General features: G+C 37.6%; 20 protein-coding genes. 7 read left to right on the forward strand and 13 right to left on the reverse strand.

Features of this window, described 5'->3' with window-relative positions:
• Window positions 1–8: 8 nt before the first annotated feature.
• Window positions 9–746 (reverse strand): uroporphyrinogen-III synthase, encoded by a 738-nt coding sequence (locus LB450_RS09145; RefSeq protein WP_224487610.1) that lies wholly within the window; start codon window positions 744–746, stop codon window positions 9–11.
• Between the two features lie 30 nt (window positions 747–776).
• Entirely contained in the window at window positions 777–1424 is a 648-nt protein-coding gene (locus LB450_RS13840; RefSeq protein WP_224487611.1) for a DUF4271 domain-containing protein, read from the reverse strand.
• 98 nt (window positions 1425–1522) lie between these two features.
• On the opposite strand from LB450_RS13840, the gene LB450_RS09155 reads away from it, so the two are divergent.
• From LB450_RS09155 to LB450_RS09165, 3 genes are read left to right on the forward strand one after another with little or no spacing between them, the layout of a single operon-like run.
• Entirely contained in the window at window positions 1523–2248 is a 726-nt protein-coding gene (locus LB450_RS09155; RefSeq protein ID WP_224487612.1) for a polyprenol monophosphomannose synthase, read from the forward strand.
• A 3-nt stretch (window positions 2249–2251) separates the two neighbouring features.
• A complete protein-coding gene (locus LB450_RS09160) occupies window positions 2252–3592 on the forward strand; it encodes a dihydroorotase (RefSeq protein ID WP_224487613.1) in 1341 nt (446 codons plus the stop codon).
• A gap of 1 nt (window position 3593) precedes the next feature.
• Window positions 3594–4049 (forward strand): DUF4296 domain-containing protein, encoded by a 456-nt coding sequence (locus LB450_RS09165; protein WP_224487614.1) that lies wholly within the window; start codon window positions 3594–3596, stop codon window positions 4047–4049.
• Here the strand turns inward: LB450_RS09165 and LB450_RS09170 are convergent.
• Window positions 4046–5041 carry an SDR family oxidoreductase gene (locus LB450_RS09170; protein WP_224487615.1) on the reverse strand — a complete coding sequence of 332 codons (996 nt, stop codon included), beginning with the start codon at window positions 5039–5041 and terminating at the stop codon, window positions 4046–4048. The genes LB450_RS09165 and LB450_RS09170 overlap by 4 nt on opposite strands.
• A gap of 73 nt (window positions 5042–5114) precedes the next feature.
• Here LB450_RS09170 and tyrS point away from each other — a divergent pair, with 73 nt between their 5' ends.
• From tyrS to LB450_RS09185, 3 genes are all read left to right on the forward strand, one after another.
• Window positions 5115–6410 (forward strand): tyrosine--tRNA ligase, encoded by a 1296-nt coding sequence (gene tyrS, locus LB450_RS09175; protein ID WP_224487616.1) that lies wholly within the window; start codon window positions 5115–5117, stop codon window positions 6408–6410.
• Window positions 6411–6749: 339 nt separating this feature from the next.
• Window positions 6750–7514 (forward strand): exodeoxyribonuclease III, encoded by a 765-nt coding sequence (locus LB450_RS09180; protein WP_224487617.1) that lies wholly within the window; start codon window positions 6750–6752, stop codon window positions 7512–7514.
• Window positions 7515–7558: 44 nt separating this feature from the next.
• Window positions 7559–8518, forward strand: a complete 960-nt coding sequence (locus LB450_RS09185) for an OmpA family protein (protein WP_224487618.1) — start codon at window positions 7559–7561, stop codon at window positions 8516–8518.
• 34 nt (window positions 8519–8552) lie between these two features.
• Here the strand turns inward: LB450_RS09185 and LB450_RS09190 are convergent, their stop codons facing one another.
• The 3 genes from LB450_RS09190 to LB450_RS09200 are packed head-to-tail and all read right to left on the reverse strand — an operon-like array spanning window position 8553 to window position 11447.
• Entirely contained in the window at window positions 8553–9221 is a 669-nt protein-coding gene (locus LB450_RS09190; protein ID WP_224487619.1) for a response regulator, read from the reverse strand.
• 5 nt (window positions 9222–9226) lie between these two features.
• A complete protein-coding gene (locus tag LB450_RS09195; protein ID WP_224487620.1) occupies window positions 9227–11227 on the reverse strand; it encodes an ATP-binding protein in 2001 nt (666 codons plus the stop codon).
• A 43-nt stretch (window positions 11228–11270) separates the two neighbouring features.
• Window positions 11271–11447: a hypothetical protein gene (locus tag LB450_RS09200; RefSeq protein WP_224487621.1), complete on the reverse strand. Its 177-nt coding sequence runs from the start codon at window positions 11445–11447 to the stop codon at window positions 11271–11273.
• A gap of 540 nt (window positions 11448–11987) precedes the next feature.
• On the opposite strand from LB450_RS09200, the gene LB450_RS09205 reads away from it, so the two are divergent.
• Window positions 11988–12326 carry a single-stranded DNA-binding protein gene (locus LB450_RS09205; protein WP_224487622.1) on the forward strand — a complete coding sequence of 113 codons (339 nt, stop codon included), beginning with the start codon at window positions 11988–11990 and terminating at the stop codon, window positions 12324–12326.
• A gap of 89 nt (window positions 12327–12415) precedes the next feature.
• On the opposite strand, the gene LB450_RS09210 is transcribed toward LB450_RS09205, so the two are convergent.
• The 7 genes from LB450_RS09210 to LB450_RS09240 all read right to left on the reverse strand — a co-directional run bounded on the left by LB450_RS09210 (window position 12416) and on the right by LB450_RS09240 (window position 22432).
• Window positions 12416–16270: a T9SS type A sorting domain-containing protein gene (locus LB450_RS09210; protein WP_224487623.1), complete on the reverse strand. Its 3855-nt coding sequence runs from the start codon at window positions 16268–16270 to the stop codon at window positions 12416–12418.
• Between the two features lie 1151 nt (window positions 16271–17421).
• Window positions 17422–17748 (reverse strand): hypothetical protein, encoded by a 327-nt coding sequence (locus LB450_RS09215; protein WP_224487624.1) that lies wholly within the window; start codon window positions 17746–17748, stop codon window positions 17422–17424.
• Between the two features lie 768 nt (window positions 17749–18516).
• On the reverse strand, window positions 18517–19464 hold the full coding sequence (locus LB450_RS09220) for a 2-hydroxyacid dehydrogenase (protein WP_224487625.1): 948 nt from the start codon (window positions 19462–19464) through the stop codon (window positions 18517–18519).
• 40 nt (window positions 19465–19504) lie between these two features.
• The gene (locus tag LB450_RS09225) at window positions 19505–19915 is read right to left on the reverse strand and encodes an acyl-CoA thioesterase (protein ID WP_224487626.1); all 411 of its coding nucleotides are present in this window, start codon (window positions 19913–19915) and stop codon (window positions 19505–19507) included.
• Window positions 19916–19918: 3 nt separating this feature from the next.
• A complete protein-coding gene (gene mgtE, locus LB450_RS09230; RefSeq protein ID WP_224487627.1) occupies window positions 19919–21268 on the reverse strand; it encodes a magnesium transporter in 1350 nt (449 codons plus the stop codon).
• On the reverse strand, window positions 21258–22124 hold the full coding sequence (rsmA, locus tag LB450_RS09235) for a 16S rRNA (adenine(1518)-N(6)/adenine(1519)-N(6))-dimethyltransferase RsmA (protein ID WP_224487628.1): 867 nt from the start codon (window positions 22122–22124) through the stop codon (window positions 21258–21260). Before rsmA ends, mgtE begins: the two co-directional genes overlap by 11 nt.
• On the reverse strand, window positions 22124–22432 hold the full coding sequence (locus LB450_RS09240; protein WP_224487629.1) for a DUF4286 family protein: 309 nt from the start codon (window positions 22430–22432) through the stop codon (window positions 22124–22126). Before LB450_RS09240 ends, rsmA begins: the two co-directional genes overlap by 1 nt.
• Between the last annotated feature and the right edge of the window lies 1 nt (window position 22433).

Below are 22433 nucleotides of genomic sequence, written 5' to 3' on the forward strand. Positions count from 1 at the left end.
GAAAAGAATTAATTCTCTTTGATATAATTTTCTAAAGCCATCGTCATCGATGGATTTTCGGGAGTTGGTGCTTGTATTTGAACTTTCAGACCTTTTTCCTCTGCTGCTTTGATGGTCGAATTTCCAAAAGCAGCTATTCTCGTATTTTTTTGTTCAAAATCCGGGAAGTTCTCATACAAGGATTTGATTCCACTAGGGCTAAAAAACACTACCACATCATAAGAGACCTCTCTTAAATGTGATAAATCACTAACTACTGTTTTATAAAACACACCTCTTGTCCAATCTACTCCTAACTTATCCAGTTGCTGAGGAACAATCGGTTTTAGCATATCCGATGAAGGAAGTAAAAACTTCTCGTCCTTATGCTTTTTGATACTTGCTTCTAACTCTTGAAAGGTTCTTTTTCCAACATAAATCTTACGCTTTCGATAAACTACATACTTTTGAAGATAGTACGCTACAGCTTCACTCAAACAAAAATACTTAAGACTGTCTGGAATCTTGTATCTCATTTCTTCCGCAATTCTGAAAAAATGATCCACTGCGTTTCTGCTTGTAAGTATGATAGCGGAAAACTTAGTAATATCAATTTTCTGTTGTCTTACCTGTTTGGAATCTACAGGCTCCACATGAATAAAAGGGATAAAATCGATTTTGATCTTAAGCTTGTCTTCAAGTTCAGAGTAAGGTGAATGATCTACGTTTGGTTTTGGCTGTGAAATCAGGATATTTTTCACTTTCATATAGTTTAGTATTTTATTGCTTTCCCCTAATTAATTGATTTTAATAACTTTAAAAATTATTAAATAGGGTGCAATTTCAAAAGCGCAAAGATACAAAATAAAATAAAACCAATAAGCTAAAATATTTCTTTGATACAATCCGACAAATGAGAACAGCTTAAAAACGTAAACCAGAACCGAAATGCCTATGCTTATAAGAGTTAGTGTGCTGTTTTCAATATTTTGAAAATAAAGAAGCAAGCCTAAAGGAAACAGAAAAAATAAACCTAACCAACTAAAGATGCCCTGTTTATAAAACAAATACCTTCCTATAAGTTCATTTAATTCGAAAAGTTCACCTATGATTTTTTCTATAAAATATTTGCTCAATAAGATAATCGTTACTAAAAATAAAATTTGCAAATAGAATAAAATTGAAAAAGCCTCTTGATTGAAAATAACGAAAATAAAAAAGGAAACCCCTGATATACTTGATATAAAAAGTAAAACTTCGGGCAGGTCAATTTTTCTTTTTTCTGAAAATTTCCCAGAATAAAAGGTAAACGAAAACAGAGAGTTGAAGAATAAAATAATATAATTGCTCTTGTTCCATTTCACAACAACCAGAAAAATAAGCATAAGGAGTGCTATGCTTATAACCCAATGGTGATCTTGAACTGGTCTTAATGCTGAAAACAAATGAGAAGTTTAAGGCAAATGTAAATTAAAATGAGCTTTTATAGACGACTTTTAGCTTGTAAAATATATATTTGTCGGCCAACTTTTAAGCAGACTTGATGCCTCAAAAATTAGTCATCATACCAACTTACAACGAAATTGAAAATATTGAAAAACTCATCAAAAATATTTTCTCCCAGCCTGTTGATTTCGAAATTCTGGTGGTAGATGATTCCTCACCCGATAGAACCTGGTCACTTGTACAAAAACTTCAACAAGAGTACAAAGACAAATTACATCTTGAAATCAGAGCAGGAAAAAGTGGCCTAGGCAAAGCTTATCTCCACGGATTTAAATGGGCGCTGGAAAGATCTTATGATTACATTTTTGAAATGGATGCTGACTTTTCGCATAATCCAAACGACCTCATACGGCTTTATAACTCCTGCCTTAAGGATAATTACGACTTATGCATTGGTTCGCGTTACATCACAGGTGTAAATGTCATCAACTGGCCTATGAAACGTGTCTTGTTATCCTGGCTAGCTTCAAAATACGTGAAAGTAATCACAGGAATACCGATTGAGGACACTACAGCAGGGTTTATTTGTTATCGGCGTAAAGTACTTGAAAGCATAAATTTGGATAACATTCAATTTGTGGGGTATGCCTTCCAGATTGAGATGAAGTTTAAAGCTTATAAAAAAGGTTTTAAACTCAAAGAAATACCTGTTATCTTTACAGATAGAACTAAAGGCAAATCCAAAATGAGCGGTGGCATCATCAAAGAAGCTGTTTTGGGAGTCATCACCTTAAAGTTGAAAAGTCTATTTGGAAAAATTTAAATTATGAGAGAATATCTGATTAAGAACGCTAAAATCGTCAACGAAAATAAAATTTTCGAGGGTGATGTCCATATTAAAGATGATATCATAGTTGAAGTCTCTACCTCAATTAGTGCAAAATCGAGTAACATCAAGATTATTGATGCAGATGGAAAGCATCTGATACCAGGCATCATAGATGATCAGGTTCACTTTAGAGAGCCTGGCTTAACACACAAAGAAACCATTCTTACAGGATCTCGAGCTGCTGTTGCCGGAGGCATTACGTCCTACTTTGAAATGCCAAACACCAACCCACAAACTACCACTATAGAAAGACTGGAAGATAAATTTGCTATGGCCAAGGATAATTCCTACGCCAATTACTCGTTTATGTTTGGGGGTACCAACGACAACCTGGAAGAAATTAAAAAGGTGAATCCTAAAACCACAGCAGCGCTTAAGCTGTTTTTGGGGTCTTCTACTGGAAATATGCTGGTCGATAATGAAAAGGTTTTAGAGGAAATTTTCAGGAATTCACCCTTGATTATAGCAACTCATTGTGAAGATGAAGCCACGGTTCAGAAAAACCTGGAAGCGCATATCAAAGACTACGGTGAGGATATCCCAATACACCTTCATCCAAAAATAAGAAGTGAAGAAGCCTGTTATTTATCTTCCTCCAAAGCTGTTGCCCTTGCCCAGAAAACAGGAGCCAGACTGCATGTGTTTCATCTTTCTACCGCAAAAGAATTGGAGTTATTCTCGAATAAACTTCCTTTGGAAAAGAAAAAAATTACGGCTGAAGTCTGTATTCATCATCTGTGGTTTGATGAATCCGATTATGAAAAAAAAGGAACCTACATCAAATGGAATCCTGCTGTAAAAACAGCAAAAGATAGAACCGAATTGCTCAAAGCATTAGATAAAAACCTTCTGGATGTCGTTGCTACAGACCATGCACCGCACACCAAAGAAGAAAAAAACAATGTGTACACTAAAGCTCCAAGTGGCGGGCCTCTTGTTCAACATGCTTTACCTGCAATGCTGGAATTTTATCATCAGGGAAAACTATCGCTTGAAAAGATTGTTGAAAAAATGTGTCATAATCCTGCTATATTATTTGATGTCGACAAGAGAGGCTATATAAAAGAGGGTTATAAAGCAGACTTAGTGCTTGTTGATACCCAATCCCCATGGACTGTCAACTCCAGAAATATTTTCTACAAATGTGGCTGGTCTCCATTCAATGGAACGACATTTAAATCGAGAGTCTCACATACTTTTGTCAACGGTTATTTAGTTTTTGAAAATTTCAAATTCAATAAAGGTCTATTTGGGGAACGCCTTGAATTTAATAGATAGTATGAGCATAATCAGATGTATTGGCTTGCTTGGTTTGGTTTTCATTACGAGTTGTCAGAATATAGAAGAGGTTAAGGAACCAAAGAATTTATTGAGCAAATCTGAAATGAAAGACCTTATATACGATATGGTACTGCTTGATGCTGCTGCTGTAGTAAACGATGAGCCGCTGAAAGAGCTGGATGTTGAAATGCTTGAATTCTTATCTAAAAAATACGATTTAGACAGCACAGATCTCAAACAAAATATTCTGTATTATAATTTAAAGTACAGTGATAATATAGAAATTTATGAGAATGCAAAAGACAGTATCGATAAGCTTAAAAACGCTTACGATTCTATTTCAAATGCAAGAGACAGTCTTAGGAAACTGGAAAAGAAAAGATTAGACTCCATAAAGAAAATAGATACGATTTCTAAAAACAAGACCTTACAGGAATTGAAAATGAAAGACTAAGAACGCTTATAGATCTTTTGCGAGTATTCCTCCAGAGACTCAAATTGGAAATGAAGTAGTTGTTTTATTTTTTCTGAAGAATATAAAGAATCTTCAAACAAACTCGGTATAACTTCTAGAGTAAGTTGTCTTTTATAAGAAGTTAGAAACGACCTTAAAACTTCAAAAAACCAGACTAAATAGAGCATCCAGGATTTAAGCTTTGTTTTTGGTTTTGGTGTATCATAAAGAGTAGCAAAGCAGCTTGCCACCTGTTTAAAAGACAGGTTTTCTGAAACAAGTATAAATCTTTCATTCACAATGGAACTTTTCATCAATTGAAGCATAAGCTTACTTACATCATAAACTCCAACAAACCCAGTGATTTTTGGCGGGTAAAATTTCAATCCTTTTTTCAGCTTAGCCAGCAAATTTCCACTTCCCGAGTCGTAAAATCCATCGCCTAGAATGATGCCTGGATTGACGATGACCACCCCTAATCCTTCCTGAGAAGCTCTCCAAACTTCCATTTCAGCTCCATATTTACTGATTTCATAAGCCGAAGGTTTTTGATCTTCTCCCATAGGCGTCTCTTCGGTTACTTCTTCACCTACAAGAGGCTTTCCTACAGCAGCAATAGAACTTACGTGGCAAAACTTTTCAATCTTGAAATCAATAGACAAATTCACCATATTCCCTGTCCCCTCAATATTGACTTTCCGCATCATTTTATAATCGGACGGGCTGTTGCTTATAAAGCCGGCGCAATGGTAAACATGAGTGATGTTTTCAAAAGCGATTTCAAGTTTTGGAATATTAAGTATATCACATTCGAACCATTCCACATGCTCAGAGAGGTCCTTTTCAGAAATATCATATTTAAAAATAACAGTCAAGGCCTGTTGCCGTTTGGCTTCAGTTCTAAATAAAGCTCGCGTTTGCTCTTTGTTTAGAATAAGTTGAGCCAGTAAATGTGCTCCTACAAGTCCGGTTGCTCCTGTGAGTAAATTCATTTGGTAAATATACGAATTTCGAAAGTTGATAATTTTTACATTATAATATCTTTGTGGCAAATCAAAACAACGCATGAAAAAAGATTTTATAGAAGAAGTCACCTGGAGAGGAATGGTTCACGACCTGATGCCCGGAACACAGGAACATCTCAATGAAGCTCCTAGAGCTGCCTATGTAGGAATAGATCCCACGGCAGACTCACTGCATATCGGTCATTTGGTAGGTGTTATGATGCTAAGGCATTTTCAACTTGCGGGACACAAGCCAGTCGCTTTGGTCGGTGGAGCCACAGGGATGATAGGCGATCCTTCTGGAAAATCTCAGGAACGAAATCTGCTGGATGAAGACACGTTGAGACACAACCAAAATGCGTTGAAAAATCAGCTATCTAAATTTTTAGATTTTAAAACTAAGGATGAAAACTCGGCTATACTGGTTAATAATTACGACTGGATGAAAGATTTTTCTTTTCTGGATTTCATAAGAGATGTAGGTAAGCATATTACCGTCAATTATATGATGTCCAAAGACTCTGTAAAGAAGCGTTTGTCTTCAGAATCAAAAGATGGGATGAGTTTTACTGAATTCACCTATCAGCTGGTTCAGGGTTACGATTTTCTTCATTTATATCGAACACAAGATTGCAGCCTGCAAATGGGCGGAAGCGATCAATGGGGCAACATCACTACAGGAACAGAACTGATAAGACGCATCGACCAGGGAAAGGGTTTCGCGCTAACCTGTCCTTTGATCACTAAAGCTGACGGCACCAAATTTGGAAAAACTGCAACCGGTAACATCTGGTTGGATCCTGAAAAAACATCGCCTTATAAATTCTATCAGTATTGGATCAATACCAGTGATGAAGATGCTGAAAAATTCATTAAAATATTCACCTTCCTTTCAAAAGACGATGTGGAAAGCCTTGTGAAATCGCATAAGGAACAACCTCACTTAAGAGCTTTACAAAGTAAGCTTGCCGATGAAATCACAGAAGCTGTACATTCTAAGGAAGCCTTAGAGAAAGCCAAAGAAGCTTCTCAGGTTTTGTTTGGAAAAAGCACAGAGGAGGATCTGGCCAAACTGGATGAAGCCACTTTTCTTGATGTCTTTGAAGGTGTTCCATTGAAAGAACTAAGCAAAGACCTTTTGAAAACAGAATTTGATATGATTGCAGCACTTTCTGCTGAAACCGATTTCCTAAAGTCTAATGGGGAAGCTAGAAGAGCATTGAAAGAAAATTCAATTTCTGTCAATAAAACTAAAGTAGGACTCGATTATGTTCTTACTGAAACTGATTTGATAAACGGTAAGTATGTCTTGATCAACAAAGGAAAAAAGAACACCTACCTCATTAAATTCGATTAGAGTCTTACTTAACTAAAAAAAGGTTTTCCAATGGAAAGCCTTTTTTTTTAGTTCTCAAAGTGATTTAAAACAGAAAAGCCTTGAGCGAGTGCTCAAGGCTTTTCTTAACTAACCAATCTATTATGAAAAAACTTCATCCTGATACAAATATATAAGATAAGTCTTGATCAGAAAAACAAAACAATCACAATTTAGAAACAATTAACAGCTCATTTTTTTAAATACTTCAATTTTAAGGACTTATTACTTTGAAATCTTTAATTTTTTTTCGAAATAAATTAAAAACAAGTCTGCAAATTAAGTTGAGCAGTATTCCTTATTTTTGGTGCAAAATTACATATGAAAATAATCTCTTATAACGTCAACGGCATTCGGGCCGCACTTAAAAAAGGACTCACAGACTGGTTGAAAGCAGCAGATGCAGACGTCGTTTGTTTCCAGGAAACCAAAGCTCAACCCGAACAGATAGACGATTCTGTTTTTGAAGCTATCGGCTATAAGTATTGCTACTGGTATTCAGCAGAAAAAAAGGGATATAGCAGTGTAGGCATCCTTTCCAAAACTGAACCTCAGCATATAGAATATGGGACTGGAATAGACTATATGGATCGTGAAGGCAGAAACTTAAGACTGGATTTCGACGATGTATCTGTGATGAGTTTATACCTCCCCTCAGGCACAAATGAACAGCGATTGAGTTATAAATTCACTTATATGGACGATTTCAAAATCTATATTGAAGATCTTAAACGAAAACTACCTCACCTGGTCATTTGTGGAGATTACAATATTTGTCATGAAGCCATAGATATTCACGATCCTGTAAGACTTAAAACCGTCTCAGGGTTTCTGCCTGCAGAACGAGAATGGTTATCCAATTTTCTGAACGAATCTGGGTTCGTAGATTCATTTAGGAAATTGAATAAAGATGTGGTCCAGTATTCCTGGTGGAGCTATAGAGCCAATGCCAGAGAAAATAACAAAGGCTGGCGACTGGATTACCTATTGGTATCAGAAAAAATAGAAGACCGAATTTCAAGGTCTGTTATTTTACCTGAAGCAAAACATAGCGACCATTGCCCTGTGCTTTTAGAATTGAAATAAAAGTAATGAACTGTCGTTTTAAACCTTTTTAAACCCTACCCCACATGAAGCTATTGAGATACTTTTTAATCGGATTCCTAAGTCTAAATTTGGTTGGCTGCGTAAGTCAAAAGAAATTTTTGGAGCTTGAAGAAGATTTTAATTCACTTCAAAGAGTTAATAAAGAACTCAACAGAAAGCTGGATAAATGTAATTCAGAAAAAATAGCCCTGGAAGATGAGTTAACCTATTCTAAAGATAGAATTGAAGTCTTAAAAACACAACGGGATGATCTTCTTGCAGATCTCAAAAATTCAAAAAGCACTTTGAATAAACTGAATGAGTCCTACGACGCTCTAGAACAAAACAGCTCTCAGGTCCTTGCAGAAAACTCTCAACAAAACCGAAAATTGCTTCAGAAACTGGAAAAAAAGGAAATCACACTCGCCAAGGAGCAAAACCGACTGGAACAGCTTGAAAAAGACTTACAGGCCAGATCCCTACGCATTCGGGAACTGGAGGGTTTAATCGCTCAAAAAGAGCAAAAAATGCAAAACCTCAAAGACAATTTGTCCAGAGCGCTAACCAATTTTGAAGGACAAGGCCTCAGTGTAGAAATGAGAAATGGGAAGGTTTACGTATCCATGGAAAACAAACTTTTATTTGCCTCCGGAAGCTGGGAGGTAGGAAACGAAGGACAAAAAGCTGTGCAGGAACTTGCTAAAGTCCTGGCTCAGAATCCAGACATAGCTGTTCTTATAGAAGGGCATACCGATGATGTTCCCTATGAAGGAACTGGTGCTATAACCGATAACTGGGATTTATCAACCAAACGTGCCACTGAAGTTTTAAAACTGCTCTTGAAAAATGAAACTCTAAATCCCCAAAACTTAACGGCAGCTGGTAAGGGCGAGCACGCTCCTCTTGCGCCAAATACAACTGAAGAAGGACGAGCAAAGAACAGACGAATTGAAGTGGTTTTAACGCCTAAACTCGATGAGATTTCAAAGTTATTGAGTGAATAAGGCTTAAGATTTCTCTACTCTAAAGAGAAAGGCTTTATAAAAACCCTTTCTCTTTTGCTTTTTCCAGAAGAATCTTGTCATTGGTATTGGAAATATCAAAAAACTGTTTCATCTGCTTTTTCCGCTTTTCTATAGCACTTAAGGAAAGTCCCATGTGCTGAGGGAGGTTTTTGGTCAGAATACCCTTAGATAACAAATAGAGGATTTGCAAATTATCTTCATCTATATTATGAGAAAATTCAACTGTTCTTTTCAACATCTGATGTACAGTAGCACTTTGATAGGTCTTGCCCTTAAGCAGGTTTTCTATGGCAGAAATCAAGATATCGGGATTTGTGTCTGACTTCACCAGAAAACCATCCGGATCGATTCTTTTCATGACGTTCAAAACCTTAAAGTTATTTTCCAGCATGGTGCAAATCAATAATTTTGATTCCGGCCGGAGCTTCTTGGCCAGCTTAGCTAAATCTTCGCCAGAATTATATTTACCATCTTCACTGCCCGGAAGAGAAAGGTCCAGACAAATAAGGTCGTAGGTTTTTTCTGTATTGGAAATAAGCTCTGCTGCTTCGGTACAGTCCTGTGCAGAGTCTCTGGAGAATTTTATGTTTTTATCATTATCACTTATGATATCCAAAGCTTGTTCAAAGCCAGCAATTATCATAGGATGGTCATCGACGAGTAATACGTTATATTTAGGCATGATATTTAATTAATAGGTATAAAAATACTGATTTTAGTTCCATAACCCGGCTTGGAATCTATACTTATTTGGCCTTGAATATCCTCAACTCGTGATTTTATATTTTTAAGCCCAATTCCTGGTTTTTTATTATTGCTGAAGCCTTTACCGTCATCTTTCACTACAAATTCGATTTTATTGGCCTTCTCATTTAAACTGAATTTAATAAAAACAAAGTTAGCTTCAGCGTGTTTTTGTATGTTCATGATAGCTTCCTGAAGAATACGATAGGTGTGCATCTTAATATTAGAAGGAATTTTGGACCAGTTAACAGAATCATCTACAGTTAATTGATGGGTGTTTTCCAGCTGAAGTTTTTGAATCAAATCCTGAATGAGATCTCCGAATTCTTTATGTTCATCGAAGTAAGTATTAGACAATTCATGGGATAAACTTCTTATTTGCTTTTCAACATCCATAAGGTTATCGGTAAGTTGGCCGAATTTCTCATCCCCCTTAATCCCTGTTTTATATTTGTAAAACATTAGATTCATACGATTGGCATAGAGTTCTGTAAGGATATTGTCATGAAGTTCCCTTGCAATGCGATCGCGTTCTTCTCGCTTCCCCTCATCTTTTCTGGCACTCTGCAGAAGAAGAAGTTCGTATATCTTTTCGTCAGCAATTTTTTGATCCCGTTCCGATTCTAAAGATCTGTTTTTGGAGCGCTGGATGTATAGGACGAAAATAGAACTCCCAATAATAATAATCAAAGAGGATACAAGAAAAATAATAGTACGTTCTTCCTCAAGCATTTCTGCCCGCTGCATGACTTCTTCAGTTTCAAAACGAATGCGCTCAAACTTATTGCGGACTTTACGCTCTTCCACTTGCAGACTGTCACTTAAATTTATGTAAGACGTAGTATAAGTATAACTGTGTTCTGGCTTAAGATCTGCCAGCATCTTCCAGGATTTTAAAATATCCCGATTATTGTTATTTCTGAGAGCTGTAGTATTGGCAGCTGTGGTGAATTCGACAGCTCGTGTAGTATCTCCAGTAAATTCATAATATTCTGCAATATGCAGCTGACTGATGGAAATACCAGCCAAATGCTCAATACGTCTTCTGATGTCTAAGGCTTTTTCCATGTCTGGTAAGACATTCTCAATCTTTCCGCTTTCCAGCCGATTATAGGCAAGATTATCCAGAGCCATCGCATAGAGGTAAGGGTCTCTATCATAAAGGTTCTCGACAGAAAGGGCCTTGCGGTAATTTTTAATAGCTAATTCGTACTTCCCCAGCTTTTCAAAAACGTTGCCAAGATTGTTGAAGGTTGCTGCCTGGTACAAATCCGCATCTTCAATTTTCCCTGAAGCCTGTAAAGCATTATTGTAATACTTAATAGCTACCTCAAAATTCTGAAGGTTGTAATTTGTAATTCCGAGGAGGTTAAAGGATCTATAAAGCAGTTTATAGTTTTGTATCTCCTGAGAAATTTCAGCGACTTTAATCAGATTAACCTCTGCACCGGTAAAGTCTTTAGCTTGGCTTTGAATCAATGCCAGATTGTAGAGCATCTGAGCATAATTTTCAAAATCAGCTTTTAAATTATATAAATATTGGGCTTCGTTATAAGCGTAGTAGGCTTGATCTGACCTGTTTTGTGCTAAATGATAATCGCCTGAATTCCAATAAAGTTTAGCTAAGGATAAGGTGTCCTTATACTTTGTGGCCTTTTTTCTGGCAAGCTCATTTATATCTTTATAAAAAAATAAGTCAGCATTGAGAGCCCGATAATCTAAAGCCTTCAAATATTTAATCTGTAAACTGTCATTTTCAATTTGTTGTACAAACTGAAAGGCTTTTTTTATACTCTCTTCTTTGTTTCGGTTTGTATCGAAACTTTTGAGATTGCTTAGAATAGAATCTCTTAATTCCGGATCAACCTCAACACTTTTGATTTCTTGAGTCTGACAACTAAACAAAAAAATAAGTCCGACAAGATAATACGTCCAATGCTTCATTAAGTCTGCGCTAAATCCTGCCCAAAAGTACTAAATTAAAATATTACAGATCTCCGTCTTCATGTGTGTTTTCTGCTTTGTAAGCTCTGTTTTCTCCACCTGTGCCAAATACTTCTTCTGGAGTTTTTCCTTCATACTGGTCATCGCTAAACGATTCTGGTGAACATCCTGCGAAAAAAAATAAACATACCATTGTAAAAATTCCGATAATAGATTTCATAACTTTAAGGTTTAAAATTAATATTTGTGTTATATTGTTAGAACAAATGTAAGTTAGGTAAAAGCCTTTCAACTACGGTTTGACCGTACTTATGCTACGGGAAAACCGTACATTTTTTCGTTGAATTTATCACCTCAACTTATTTAAACCTGTGGTTTTGTATGTAAACTCACGTAATCATTTGACATAAATCTAGGTAAGAAACTTAAGGAACGTCCTGTTTTAGACTTTTAAGATTTACCTATATTGAATAAAAAAATACTGAATTTGAAACTGCTATTGAAATAGACAGCATACTACAAACCTCCACCTCGCTTTTTTAGCATTCGTTAATTTTCCTGCCTTATTTAAAATCAAAGTATAAAAGAAACCGTCTTTAAACGACTACAAACGATTGTAAACGTAAGTAAAAGGAAGTAACTGATTAACAGACGACTAAATGAAAACTACTACCGCATCTTTGCCTTGTCGATAGGAAACACCATCGATTTGGTTTAGAGAGTCTAAGCCAGGTTTTAAAATCATTTAAATTTTATGGTTATGAGTACTTTAAAAAATTCAGTGCAGTTAATGGGCCACTTAGGCCAGGATCCAGAAGTTGTTAATCTTGAGTCTGGAAAGAAGTTAGTCAAATTCTCACTCGCTACCAACGATTATTATTACGATGGCAGCGGAGAGAAAGTCACCAACACCTACTGGCATAACATCATCGCCTGGGGTAAAACCGCAAGCTTTGTTGAGACGTATGTCAAAAAAGGACAGGAAGTTTTACTCAGAGGTAAACTCGCTCCTCGCTCCTACGAAACCAAGGACGGCGAAAAGCGCTACATCACAGAAATCAATTGCTCTGAGATTGTAACGACCTCTAAAAAAGAGTAGTCTTTGTGGTAATTCATTTAAAAGCCCTCCCTGTTTTGAAAACAGGGAGGGCTTTTTAAGTTTAGTCTCATGGACTTAACATCAAAGTCTTATTCCACAATCAACTTTTTTTGATAATGACTACCGTCTTTTGCATCAATTTTAAGAATATAAATACCGCTGGAATAATTTTCCATATTGATTTTTATATCTGAATTAGGATTTGACACTTCCAAACGATTGATCAGTTTCCCTGTGATGTCATATACATTTAGGCTGCTCACTTCTCCTGTTAACTGAGTTAGATTGATAGTTAGCAGATCTTTTACTGGGTTAGGATATAGGTGGATGCCATCACTTTCGAATTCATCATTGCCTAGAGTTTTTTTCCTAGAATTATGACCTTGTTTTGCTTTTTCAAAATTGAGCTGAAAACGATAAGCATCTGTTGACGCTGGAACACTTCTATCTACACTAAAGCTATAACTATTCTGCTTAGTACCAAGACGTGTTTTGGTACCTAGATAGTGGTCTACCAGATAGATGTCATGAACACCTGGATTATTGATGTCCATTTTAAAAGTATAGTTGGTTGCTCTATAGTTCCATATAAACAAGTTCACCACTTTATCTGAAGCATCAAAGTGTCTTTTATCTAATGTTAAGAAATTACCGTCATCTAGGCTTGTTGCTAAAGACTCAAGGGAATTCCAGAACTTAAAAGCATCTTCTGATGCGTCATAATCATCCTTATACCTGCGTCCAAACCGCACCTGGACACCATCGCGTAAATCATCAGTCTCCGCTTCATATAAATCAATCAACACCTTATAATCACTGGTCTTTTTCTTATTTGCAGAAGAAGACTCAACTCTGTAAACTTCAGTAGTTGTGGATTGGTCTTTTGCGTTTTTCTTTCTAAGTTCGGTAAAAGTGACACTTGCGTTTGATGCAGTAGCCTTGTTCTCTACAAAGAAAGACTGATTTGGCTGTAAGAATTCATTTGCTCCGGAACTTGATGGCGTCTTGCTTTTTAACTGACCTGTGCTTTCGAATTCTAAAAAAGTATAGGCCCCATGTGCACCTGCATTGGTTGGATCGTAGACCCAAACTTTGGCTTTCTGAATATCTATCGCATTATTTAGAAGCAACTCACCTAAATGTACTTGCGCCTGATAAGGGTTAGCGATAAAATTATATTTACTACCTTGAGTAGTTAATCTCTTGGCAGGTTGATTTCCTGTAGCAAGCTCCCCGGTAAATCTCAAAATGGTTTCGGTACCTATCATTTGATTATTGATATTCAAGTTCATATCACGTCCACCTCTTATCATAAGACCATAAGGGGTACCCACAGTTAATCCTAAACTGTTAGTATTAGCAATGGAATACCAGGCTTGACCTTGATTATCGTAAGTAAACATAGAGGGATTACCTGTTTGTGTATCATCAAAACCTAGATTGGTACCCAAATCTGTTCCTGTAACGTGCGTACCAAAATCTGAATTGGCAGGTGTAGTTTCATACTTTGTATGGTCCAGCACTTGCTGGCCTTCTTGCAGGTTATCTTTTATCGTAGGTTTTCCACAATTTGTGGTTGTAGTCACCGGACTAGCTATGTATCTAAAAGCACGTTTTGGGGGGATGTAGCGTTCCACAATTACACAGCCTGCAAGAGTTCCACCATTGACCTCTCCTACAACTGCAGTCCGTTCAGCTGAGCTTTTAAAGGTTAAGAAATTTCCGTTTTCTACAGTAAAATCACCAGCATCTATGTCTATAACATCATACAAGTCTGCATCGTCGGTAAGAGTCACCCCTGCAGCATTATTGACACGCATATGGGTAAAACTACCAGCATCTGTGCCATCGCCGATGATTTTTTGGGAGACACTTCCATCGAAGACCAAATAGCCCTCACCTTGAAAGTCGCCATTATTGGTAAGATCTGCTTTGACGTGGACGGTTTGATCTGCATTTACAGAAACGGTATACCCAGGATCCACAGTAAGCTTATTTACATTTTGCGTTTGTGTTACCGTGGAATGGGCACGAATGATAGCATCATCTGTTGAAATAGGCACAGTTCGAGCATCCCAGTTGCTGTTGGAGTCCCAGTTCCCTACTGTGGTTTGTATAAACTGACAACCTCTGGTTATCGTATGATCTAAAGCATCTGCATAAGTTGAGCCGTCATAAGTTGCCGCAGTAACCGATCCTATACCCGCAATTACTCCTGGCGTACCTTTACCAAATTCACCTCCATCACGACCATCGGCATCGGCTTTGAAATAAAATTCATTGGCATCTGAGCAGCCGTCTCCATCAGAATCTAAGTCATGAAAATTAGCTATACCATCACCATCCGTATCTATGACGGTAAAACCAGCTCCTCCATTAGCATCAAGCGGAACACCATCTTCATTTACGCCATTGATACTTATATCTATACGACCATTTTCATCTAATAAAGAAGGATCTGCTCCGGCTTCTATGGCATCATAAACGCCATCATTATCTGAGTCGAGGTCCAGATGATCGGCTATACCATCTTTATCAGTATCACTTGAGATTTTGAGTGAAACGTCTTCCAGGTGTCCGTAATCATCGACAAAAAGCCTGATATAATAGGTGCCAGGAACAGTAACAGTCGTATTCAGTGAAGTCTGTAACCAGTTTTCCTGACTTATACTGGAATCAAAAGCAATGATAGGTCCGCTGGAAATCACATTAAAGTTGTTGTCTAAAATTTCAAGCCTTGCATCCCAGGCTTTATACCCCGCTCTATCTTCCTCTCTGTTAGAAAACCAAGCTGAGGCGTCAATAGTTGATTGACCTGTTACTGTAAATGGCAAAATCGGAAAATCGTCAGCTCCAGATATGTCAAGATACTGAGATCCAGTTATGGCCACGTCAGCTCCAGAAGCATAACCTGTCCCGTCAACGCGTATAAGATTGATCTCCGCACCGTTTTGTGTGTACCAGTCTCCGAATGTAGTTCCTACAAAATTATTAGTGTTAATGTTGGGTTGAAGTGGATCTGTCTCCCAGGATTCAAAAATATCAACATATTTTTCATCTACATCCAGAATTCCATCATTGTCATCGTCGAGATCTTTTTCATCACAAACTCCATCACCATCACTATCGATGTCTGGATTATCAATCGTCTCGCTTAAGGTTTGAGCCTGTCCGTTAGCATCGGTTACTGTTACGGTATAGTTCCCAGCTGCTAGGCTGGAGATATCCTGTGTCGTTGCGCCATTACTCCAGCTGTAGGTGTAGGGAGTTTTACCACCTGAAACAGATAAATCTATAGCACCACCAGTGCTTGAGCCACAGGGGATTGGAGTAACTGAAGTACTGAGGTCTAAAGGTATTGTTCCAAAGACCTGGAACTCGCCTAACTGCCAGTATTGTGGATTATGACCACTCTCAATGCTTAATCTAACACGATTGACGTTGGATCTGGACACGGGATAGTTTATTGTTGTATTGTTAGCAGGGAGATTATCGGTAATGACTTCTGTCCAATTTGTACCAGCATCTGAAGACACATAAATCTTAATGTTTTCACTCCAATACTGACCTTCGGCACTACCTGTACCTATAGTAAAATTGTTTATTGTAACAGATTGACCAGCATCAAATTGAAAATCAAAGCTTTGTGTTGATTTAGGGGTTTTGGAACTCGACCACCCGTCATGAGTGAGGTTGCCGTCATGTATTGCAGCACATGAATATAAACCACTCGTGTTTAGTTGGGATGGACAATTAAGCAATTCTCCACCGTTTGCCGGTAAGAGTAAATTTGTCTGGGCTTGAACAGAAAAGCCAAAATTCAACCAACCAAAAAGCAAAAAAAGACAGACTACTGATAAATTTTTGAAGTCAGGCTCAAAACTAGTTATACCAAAAACCAAATCATTTCTTGTCTGTTTAAATAGCCTAGTGTTTGTTTTCATTTTATTAATTGTTTTTGATAGAAATCGAATTTGCTTTCCTTGACGAGTGGTGTCTAAAGCCGCTGCTTCAACACTATTGTAGTGAAAAATAAGATTCGTATTCGCATTTTAACCAGAAGCTCTTTGCTCTTTGTCAACCTGGTTTATCCCAATAATTAGAATAAATCAAAAGGTTTTTTTATTACTTTATTTTTTGTAACTAATTCTTATACCTTATGTTATAAGCTTTCAACTATGAAGAGATTCCTCTCCTTCAACTTTAATGTTCGTATTTAAATTTGATCATAAAAATAGCAATTTTAATGATAACATGAAAACTATTATGAAGTATTCTTAAAATTAAGAACTCACAATTCTCTTTTTTATGAGCATTGGCGTGTCAAAAAAACTAATTTTTCAAGTGAGTTGAGTGTAATGAGCTGTCAGAAACTTTTTCTTTAGCCTTATCAGCTTAATAACTCATAAACGATGAATTCATTTTTAGGTAAAAGTAGAGGTGATATTTTTTTCACTGTTACGGTTTGACCGCAGTCTTGCTACGGGAAAACCGCATATTTCTGAAAGTTATAAACTGACTAATAAGTGTGTAGCTCTATCTTATCGAAATCAATTTTATGGTGTAGCAAAAACTAAAAGTGAAGGTCTATTACTTATGAGGCTTCAGGCATTGGGATTTATATTAGAGAACAGCGTTCGCCTGAAGTTATAGCTCTGCACTGAGGACGCGGGTCTTATATCAACTCAAATCATTAGAGCTGGATATCTTAAAATTGCAAGTCGATAGCTATAAAATCAAAATAAACCACCAATACTTTATATTAACAGAAAAAAGTTCATCAGCCTTTTCAAATTATCCCTCCTGGTAAAAGCCCAATTAAAAAGGCTACAAAATATAGTTTTTTGTAGCCTTTAGTTTAATACTATAGTATTAAACTTCAATTTTTAAACCTAAATCTTAAATACGAGATAAGATATAGAAACAAAATTATAGTCGGGAAAACGAATTTTAGTTTTTCTTGGAAGTTCAAGGAAATAAATTCATTTTCCAAAACACTCTTGGTCAAATGATAAATAAATATCACTAAGCCGAACATAAACCAGGCAAAAACAAAATGATTATAGATAAATTTCTTTAAAAACATAATTCAAATTTAACGAGTCATACACCAAGTAAATTCCGCTGCCATCAAAACAAGCCCTATGCCACCTAGAGTTCTAGAGCTTTTCCTTTTAACTGCTTTTATAAAAGCTTTCTTTAATGCTTTTCCTCCTACTTCACCTGTTAATGCTCCTATCAAGGCTACACCAGCAGCGATACCAGTAGCTTCAAGAAAACAATTTACTGCATCAGGCGCAACATATTTCGCACTCAAATTAACAGAACTATTGCGTTCAGAAAGAGTTTGCAGTCTAAATAATAAAAGGCCAGCACCAGCAATTTCATTTTTAATTTTACTGGCATCATTATTTCCAAACATTTCCTTGAAATCATCGTTATTAAATCCATAATCAGATAATAACTCTAAACTTGGCTCGGATAATTTATTTAATATTTCATTTGCTAAAGGATCTGAATTTAACTCAGTATTTGACTTTATATTTAATTTTGATTGATTCTCAAATTCTCTTAATAATGGCTGAATTTCAATAAGAGAATTTTCGAATTTTTTTAGAGCAACACTTGGTTCTATTGAAATAGAACTCTCCTCATTTAAAATTTCACTGTCATCAGTACAAGAAACAAAAAGTATTAATGAAGCTGAGAAAATTGCTAAACATGGTTTCCTGAAAATTTTAAAGTAATTCAGGATTAAAATTTTTTAATGGTGATTTTGGCAGTTTATCATCTTACCGGATTCTCGATACTTCTCGCTTAAGAAGTTGCTCATTTCATGAAAACCCATACATTTGCAGGGCACAGTGAAGTGTATGTATTCATGCCTTTACGGGAGAAGCTTAAATCCCCCTAACCCCCAAAGGGGGAATAATAGCCATGATAATGCTTTCTTTTCTTCAAACTTCAACCGCCTCATTTCAAGTGATTTAATTTCACCTAAATTTATATTTAATATTTTTTTTACCATTACGGTTTGACCGTACTTTTGCTAAGGGAAAACCGTAAATCTAAACGTAAGTATTGCTGAAGATTATGAATAAAGAGTTTCACAGGTCATGTTTTCAATCAAACTTAGACTTTGAGCTATAAAAACTTAAAATCAGGAGGGCTTATTTGTGAATTAATTTAATTAACTCATCTTAAAATCAATGTGAATCTTATCCACAATGGTCTGGGCAAGTTTGATATGACTTTCAAACGTCCAGCCGGCGACATGAGGACTGAGGAGGACATTGGTCGCTTCCATAAGGTATTGAAAGGCTTCGGGTAACTGCTGCGCTCTGCTAAACATATCTTCGAAGGAAGATTTTTCATATTCCAACACATCTAAACCCGCACCAAGGATTTTACCAGATTGCAGTCCGTGTACGAGGTCTGCAGTGACCACGCTTTTCCCTCTGGCGGTGTTAATCAACCAAAAGGGCTTGGCGACAGAATCGATAAATTCATGATTGATCATGCCGAGCGTTTCGGGCGTTTGCGGGGTGTGCAGGCTGATGACATCGGCTTTGGACTTCAATTCTGCTAAACTGACTTGTTTTGCATTCTTATCCCCAACGTTCTCTAAAATATCATAGCAAAGCACTTCACAGTCAAAGCCACTCAGCTTTCTGGCCATGGCTTTTCCGGTGTTGCCATAACCAATCAGGCCTATGCTTTTGCCTTCCACTTCGTAACCGCGATTCGCTTCGCGTCTCCACTGCCCGTTTGCTACCTCATCGTGGGCAGTTCGAAGTTTGTTGAATAAACTCAAAAGCATACCCAGCGCATGCTCAGACACCGCGTTACGGTTGCCTTCCGGAGCATTGTACAATTTTATACCTTTCTGTTTAGCGTACTCCACATCTATATTTTCCAGCCCAGCGCCTACGCGTCCTATAAACTTTAAGTGGGTCGCTTTATCCAGAAATGCTTTATCAATCGTAAAACGGCTGCGAATGATGAGGCCGTCATACTCATGGACATAAGCCTCCACCTCAGCTTTAGTACTCGAGAAATCTTCAGTGTTATCGAAACCCAGTTTAGTCAATTCCTCAATCATTAAAGGATGATTGCTATCCAGATGTAATATCTTCATAAGGCTTAAGTTTTAGGCTGAATATCGCTAAAGCATAAAGCTAAGCAGATTCAAATTCAAAATAAGGTTTTACCACCTCAGAGGTAATGCGTGTTGGTTTTTTGGTGTGCTGATCTACGAAACACCAGTTGGTCCGAGCTTCTACTATGGTTTTGGCATCGGATTTTCTAGTGATTTTCACGTGGCGCTCCGACTTGACTTTGGAATAATTTTCTATCCAGGTGGTTACTGTCAATTCTTCGCCCAGAAAGGCCTGCCGCCTGTATTGGATGTAGTGGTCCAGGACAAACCAGACGTAGTTTTCTCTGATGTCTAAAGGCGTTTTGGCCACCCAGTGTGCTTCTGAAATCTCTAACACCCACTTCATGTATTCCAGGTTATTCACGTGGTTTTGCTCATCCAGATGTTCCCTGGTTACTCTTAAGTCCCGGTGAAAAGGAAGAGGTGTCATGTTTTAGAAGTTCAGAATTAACTTGGCGATGTAAAAGTAGGCTAGAATCCCAAGAATATCGTTGCTGGTCGTGATAAAAGGTCCTGTGGCAATGGCCGGGTCAATCCCTCTGTTGTTTAAAATAATAGGCACAAAGGTTCCTATTAAAGCTGCCATAATAATGACCGATAAAATTGAAATGGCGATAGTGATACTCACCAAAAATGCCATGGAGGTGATAGCTCCAAAACCAATAACCAGCAAACCAAGAGCCGTCCCGTTAATGATGCTAAGGGTCACTTCTTTGAGCAACCGCTTTACCAGACTGTCTCTTACCGAATCGTTGGCCAGACCTTGCACGATAATTGCAGAGGACTGCACGCCAACATTTCCTGCCATGGCCGCGATAAGCGGTGTAAAAAAGAATAGGATTTGATATTTCTCCAACGCAGAATCAAAGCCCTGCATCACATACACGGCTCCCAACCCCCCAAAAAGTCCTAAAATAAGCCATGGTAATCTGGCTCTGGTGAGCTGCCAGATGGTTGAATCGGCTTCTACATCTTCAGAAATACCAGCGGCCATCTGGTAATCCTTTTCAGCTTCTTCTTTTATAAAATCGATAATATCATCTACGGTAATTCGTCCAACCAGTCGTCCAAATTCATCGACCACAGGAATGGCCTCCAGATCGTATTTTTGCATCACTCTGGCCACTTCATCTCCCGGTGTATGCACATCCACATAATCTACATTTCTGATGTACACATCGCCGATTTCAGCTTTGCTTGGCGCGGTGATGAGATCTTTGAGGGAAAGTCTCCCTTTTAATTTTCCTTTGTTATCCACTACATAGATGGAATGAACTCGAGTCACGTTTTCGGCCTGGTTTCGCATTTCGGTCATGCACCCGGTGACGCTCCAGTTTTCGTTGACTTTTATCAACTCTTTCGCCATCAATCCCCCTGCAGAATCTTCATCATATTTGAGAAGTTCCACGATGTTTTCGGCGTGTGTTTTATCCTTGATATTGGAGATGACCTGAGACTTGATATCTTCTGATAATTCTGAAACAATATCCGCAGCATCATCGGTATCCATTTCCTCAATTTCCTCTGCAATTTCCTTCGCGTTAAGGTTTCTCAGAATCTTTTCCCGGTCATCATCATCCATTTCCATCAAAACCTCGGAAGTCTGATCACTTCCTAAAAGTTTAATGATATAAGTCGCATCATCAAGGCTTAATTCATCCAGAATTTCAGCAATATCAGCATGGTGATATTCTTCCAGGTGAGATTCTAACTCCTGGTCATTCTTCTCCTCAATAAGAGATTCTATCTTCTCAATTAATTCTTTGGTGAGTTCAAATGGCATCTTTGCTTATTTTTAGGGTCAACTCAATAAACTGCTCCACACTTAATTGTTCTGGACGCTTCGCAAATATAGAATCTTCTCGTAATTCTGGTGATAAGTTGAATTTTTTTAAGCTATTGCGCAAGGTTTTTCTACGCTGCTGAAAAGCGGTTTTCACCACATCGCGAAGCTTCTTTTCTTCACAAGGCAATTCGTAATTTTCTTTGCGCTGCAACCTCAGCACCCCGCTGTGGATTTTGGGTGGCGGATCAAAAGCTTCTGGCGGAACGGTAAATAAGTACTCGGCCGTATAAAAGGCCTGTACCAAAACCGATAAAATACCATAGGTTTTACTGCCCTCCTTAGCACAAATGCGCTCGGCAACTTCTTTCTGAAACATACCAGAGAATTCTGGAATGCGTTGTTTGTTTTCTAAAGCTTTGAAGACAATTTGAGTTGAAATGTTATAAGGAAAGTTTCCAATGATGGCAAACTGCTCCTCACCAAAATAAACGCTTAAATCTACTTTTAGAAAATCTGCCTCAACGACGTTTAGTGCTTTTGGTTTATCCTGAATGTCATGTTCTGCTTTGAAGGTAGAATTGAGATAAGCAATAGATTCTCTATCGAGGTCCATAGCCACAAATCGGTCGTATGTGTTGAGTAAATATTTGGTAAGCACACCCGTTCCTGGTCCAATTTCCAGCAGATTGTTATAATTGTCTTTTTGCAAGGTCTGGGCAATACGCTCAGAAATTTCTTCATCGGTCAGAAAATGCTGACCCAGATGTTTCTTGGCTTTTACCTCACGAACGCCTTGTTCAAAATTGGCTTTAAAAACTTCGTCGTCTATAGATGTTCTTTCCTTATTGCTCATTACTGCTCGTGTACAATTTCCATTTCGGTTTTAAAACTCACAAACTGACCTTCAAAAGGCTTGGTCTGTGCTCGTAATTCTTCGGCATCTTCTTCAAAATAGCGCTCCAGGGTAGCTTTATCTTTAATTTTATACTGCACAGAATAGGTGATTCCTCCCATAGACTCTACCACATCCACTCGACTCATGGTGGCACTCACAAACTTTCCTGTGTTAAGCATGGAAGGAATGTGCTTGTTTTTCATCCAGTTGACCCACTCATCGTGGACATTTTCTTCAATATTGGTCGTTACATTATAAATAAACATG

This window comes from Psychroflexus curvus (genome assembly GCF_020164585.1).
Taxonomy (GTDB): Bacteria; Bacteroidota; Bacteroidia; order Flavobacteriales; family Flavobacteriaceae; genus Psychroflexus; species Psychroflexus curvus.

Excerpts from the sequence above, each read along its gene's own strand:
- LB450_RS09210 (WP_224487623.1), bottom strand. The coding sequence starts at position 16,270 with ATGAAAACAAACACTAGGCTATTTAAACAGACAAGAAATGATTTGGTT.
- LB450_RS09160 (WP_224487613.1), top strand. The coding sequence starts at position 2,252 with ATGAGAGAATATCTGATTAAGAACGCTAAAATCGTCAACGAAAATAAA.
- LB450_RS09220 (WP_224487625.1), bottom strand. The coding sequence starts at position 19,464 with ATGAAGATATTACATCTGGATAGCAATCATCCTTTAATGATTGAGGAA.
- tyrS (WP_224487616.1), top strand. The coding sequence starts at position 5,115 with ATGAAAAAAGATTTTATAGAAGAAGTCACCTGGAGAGGAATGGTTCAC.
- LB450_RS09165 (WP_224487614.1), top strand. The coding sequence starts at position 3,594 with ATGAGCATAATCAGATGTATTGGCTTGCTTGGTTTGGTTTTCATTACG.
- LB450_RS09240 (WP_224487629.1), bottom strand. The coding sequence starts at position 22,432 with ATGTTTATTTATAATGTAACGACCAATATTGAAGAAAATGTCCACGAT.
- LB450_RS09180 (WP_224487617.1), top strand. The coding sequence starts at position 6,750 with ATGAAAATAATCTCTTATAACGTCAACGGCATTCGGGCCGCACTTAAA.
- LB450_RS09155 (WP_224487612.1), top strand. The coding sequence starts at position 1,523 with ATGCCTCAAAAATTAGTCATCATACCAACTTACAACGAAATTGAAAAT.
- LB450_RS09185 (WP_224487618.1), top strand. The coding sequence starts at position 7,559 with ATGAAGCTATTGAGATACTTTTTAATCGGATTCCTAAGTCTAAATTTG.
- LB450_RS09215 (WP_224487624.1), bottom strand. The coding sequence starts at position 17,748 with ATGTTTGGAAATAATGATGCCAGTAAAATTAAAAATGAAATTGCTGGT.
- mgtE (WP_224487627.1), bottom strand. The coding sequence starts at position 21,268 with ATGCCATTTGAACTCACCAAAGAATTAATTGAGAAGATAGAATCTCTT.
- LB450_RS09195 (WP_224487620.1), bottom strand. The coding sequence starts at position 11,227 with ATGAAGCATTGGACGTATTATCTTGTCGGACTTATTTTTTTGTTTAGT.
- LB450_RS09225 (WP_224487626.1), bottom strand. The coding sequence starts at position 19,915 with ATGACACCTCTTCCTTTTCACCGGGACTTAAGAGTAACCAGGGAACAT.
- rsmA (WP_224487628.1), bottom strand. The coding sequence starts at position 22,124 with ATGAGCAATAAGGAAAGAACATCTATAGACGACGAAGTTTTTAAAGCC.
- LB450_RS09205 (WP_224487622.1), top strand. The coding sequence starts at position 11,988 with ATGAGTACTTTAAAAAATTCAGTGCAGTTAATGGGCCACTTAGGCCAG.
- LB450_RS09145 (WP_224487610.1), bottom strand. The coding sequence starts at position 746 with ATGAAAGTGAAAAATATCCTGATTTCACAGCCAAAACCAAACGTAGAT.
- LB450_RS09200 (WP_224487621.1), bottom strand. The coding sequence starts at position 11,447 with ATGAAATCTATTATCGGAATTTTTACAATGGTATGTTTATTTTTTTTC.
- LB450_RS09170 (WP_224487615.1), bottom strand. The coding sequence starts at position 5,041 with ATGAATTTACTCACAGGAGCAACCGGACTTGTAGGAGCACATTTACTG.
- LB450_RS09190 (WP_224487619.1), bottom strand. The coding sequence starts at position 9,221 with ATGCCTAAATATAACGTATTACTCGTCGATGACCATCCTATGATAATT.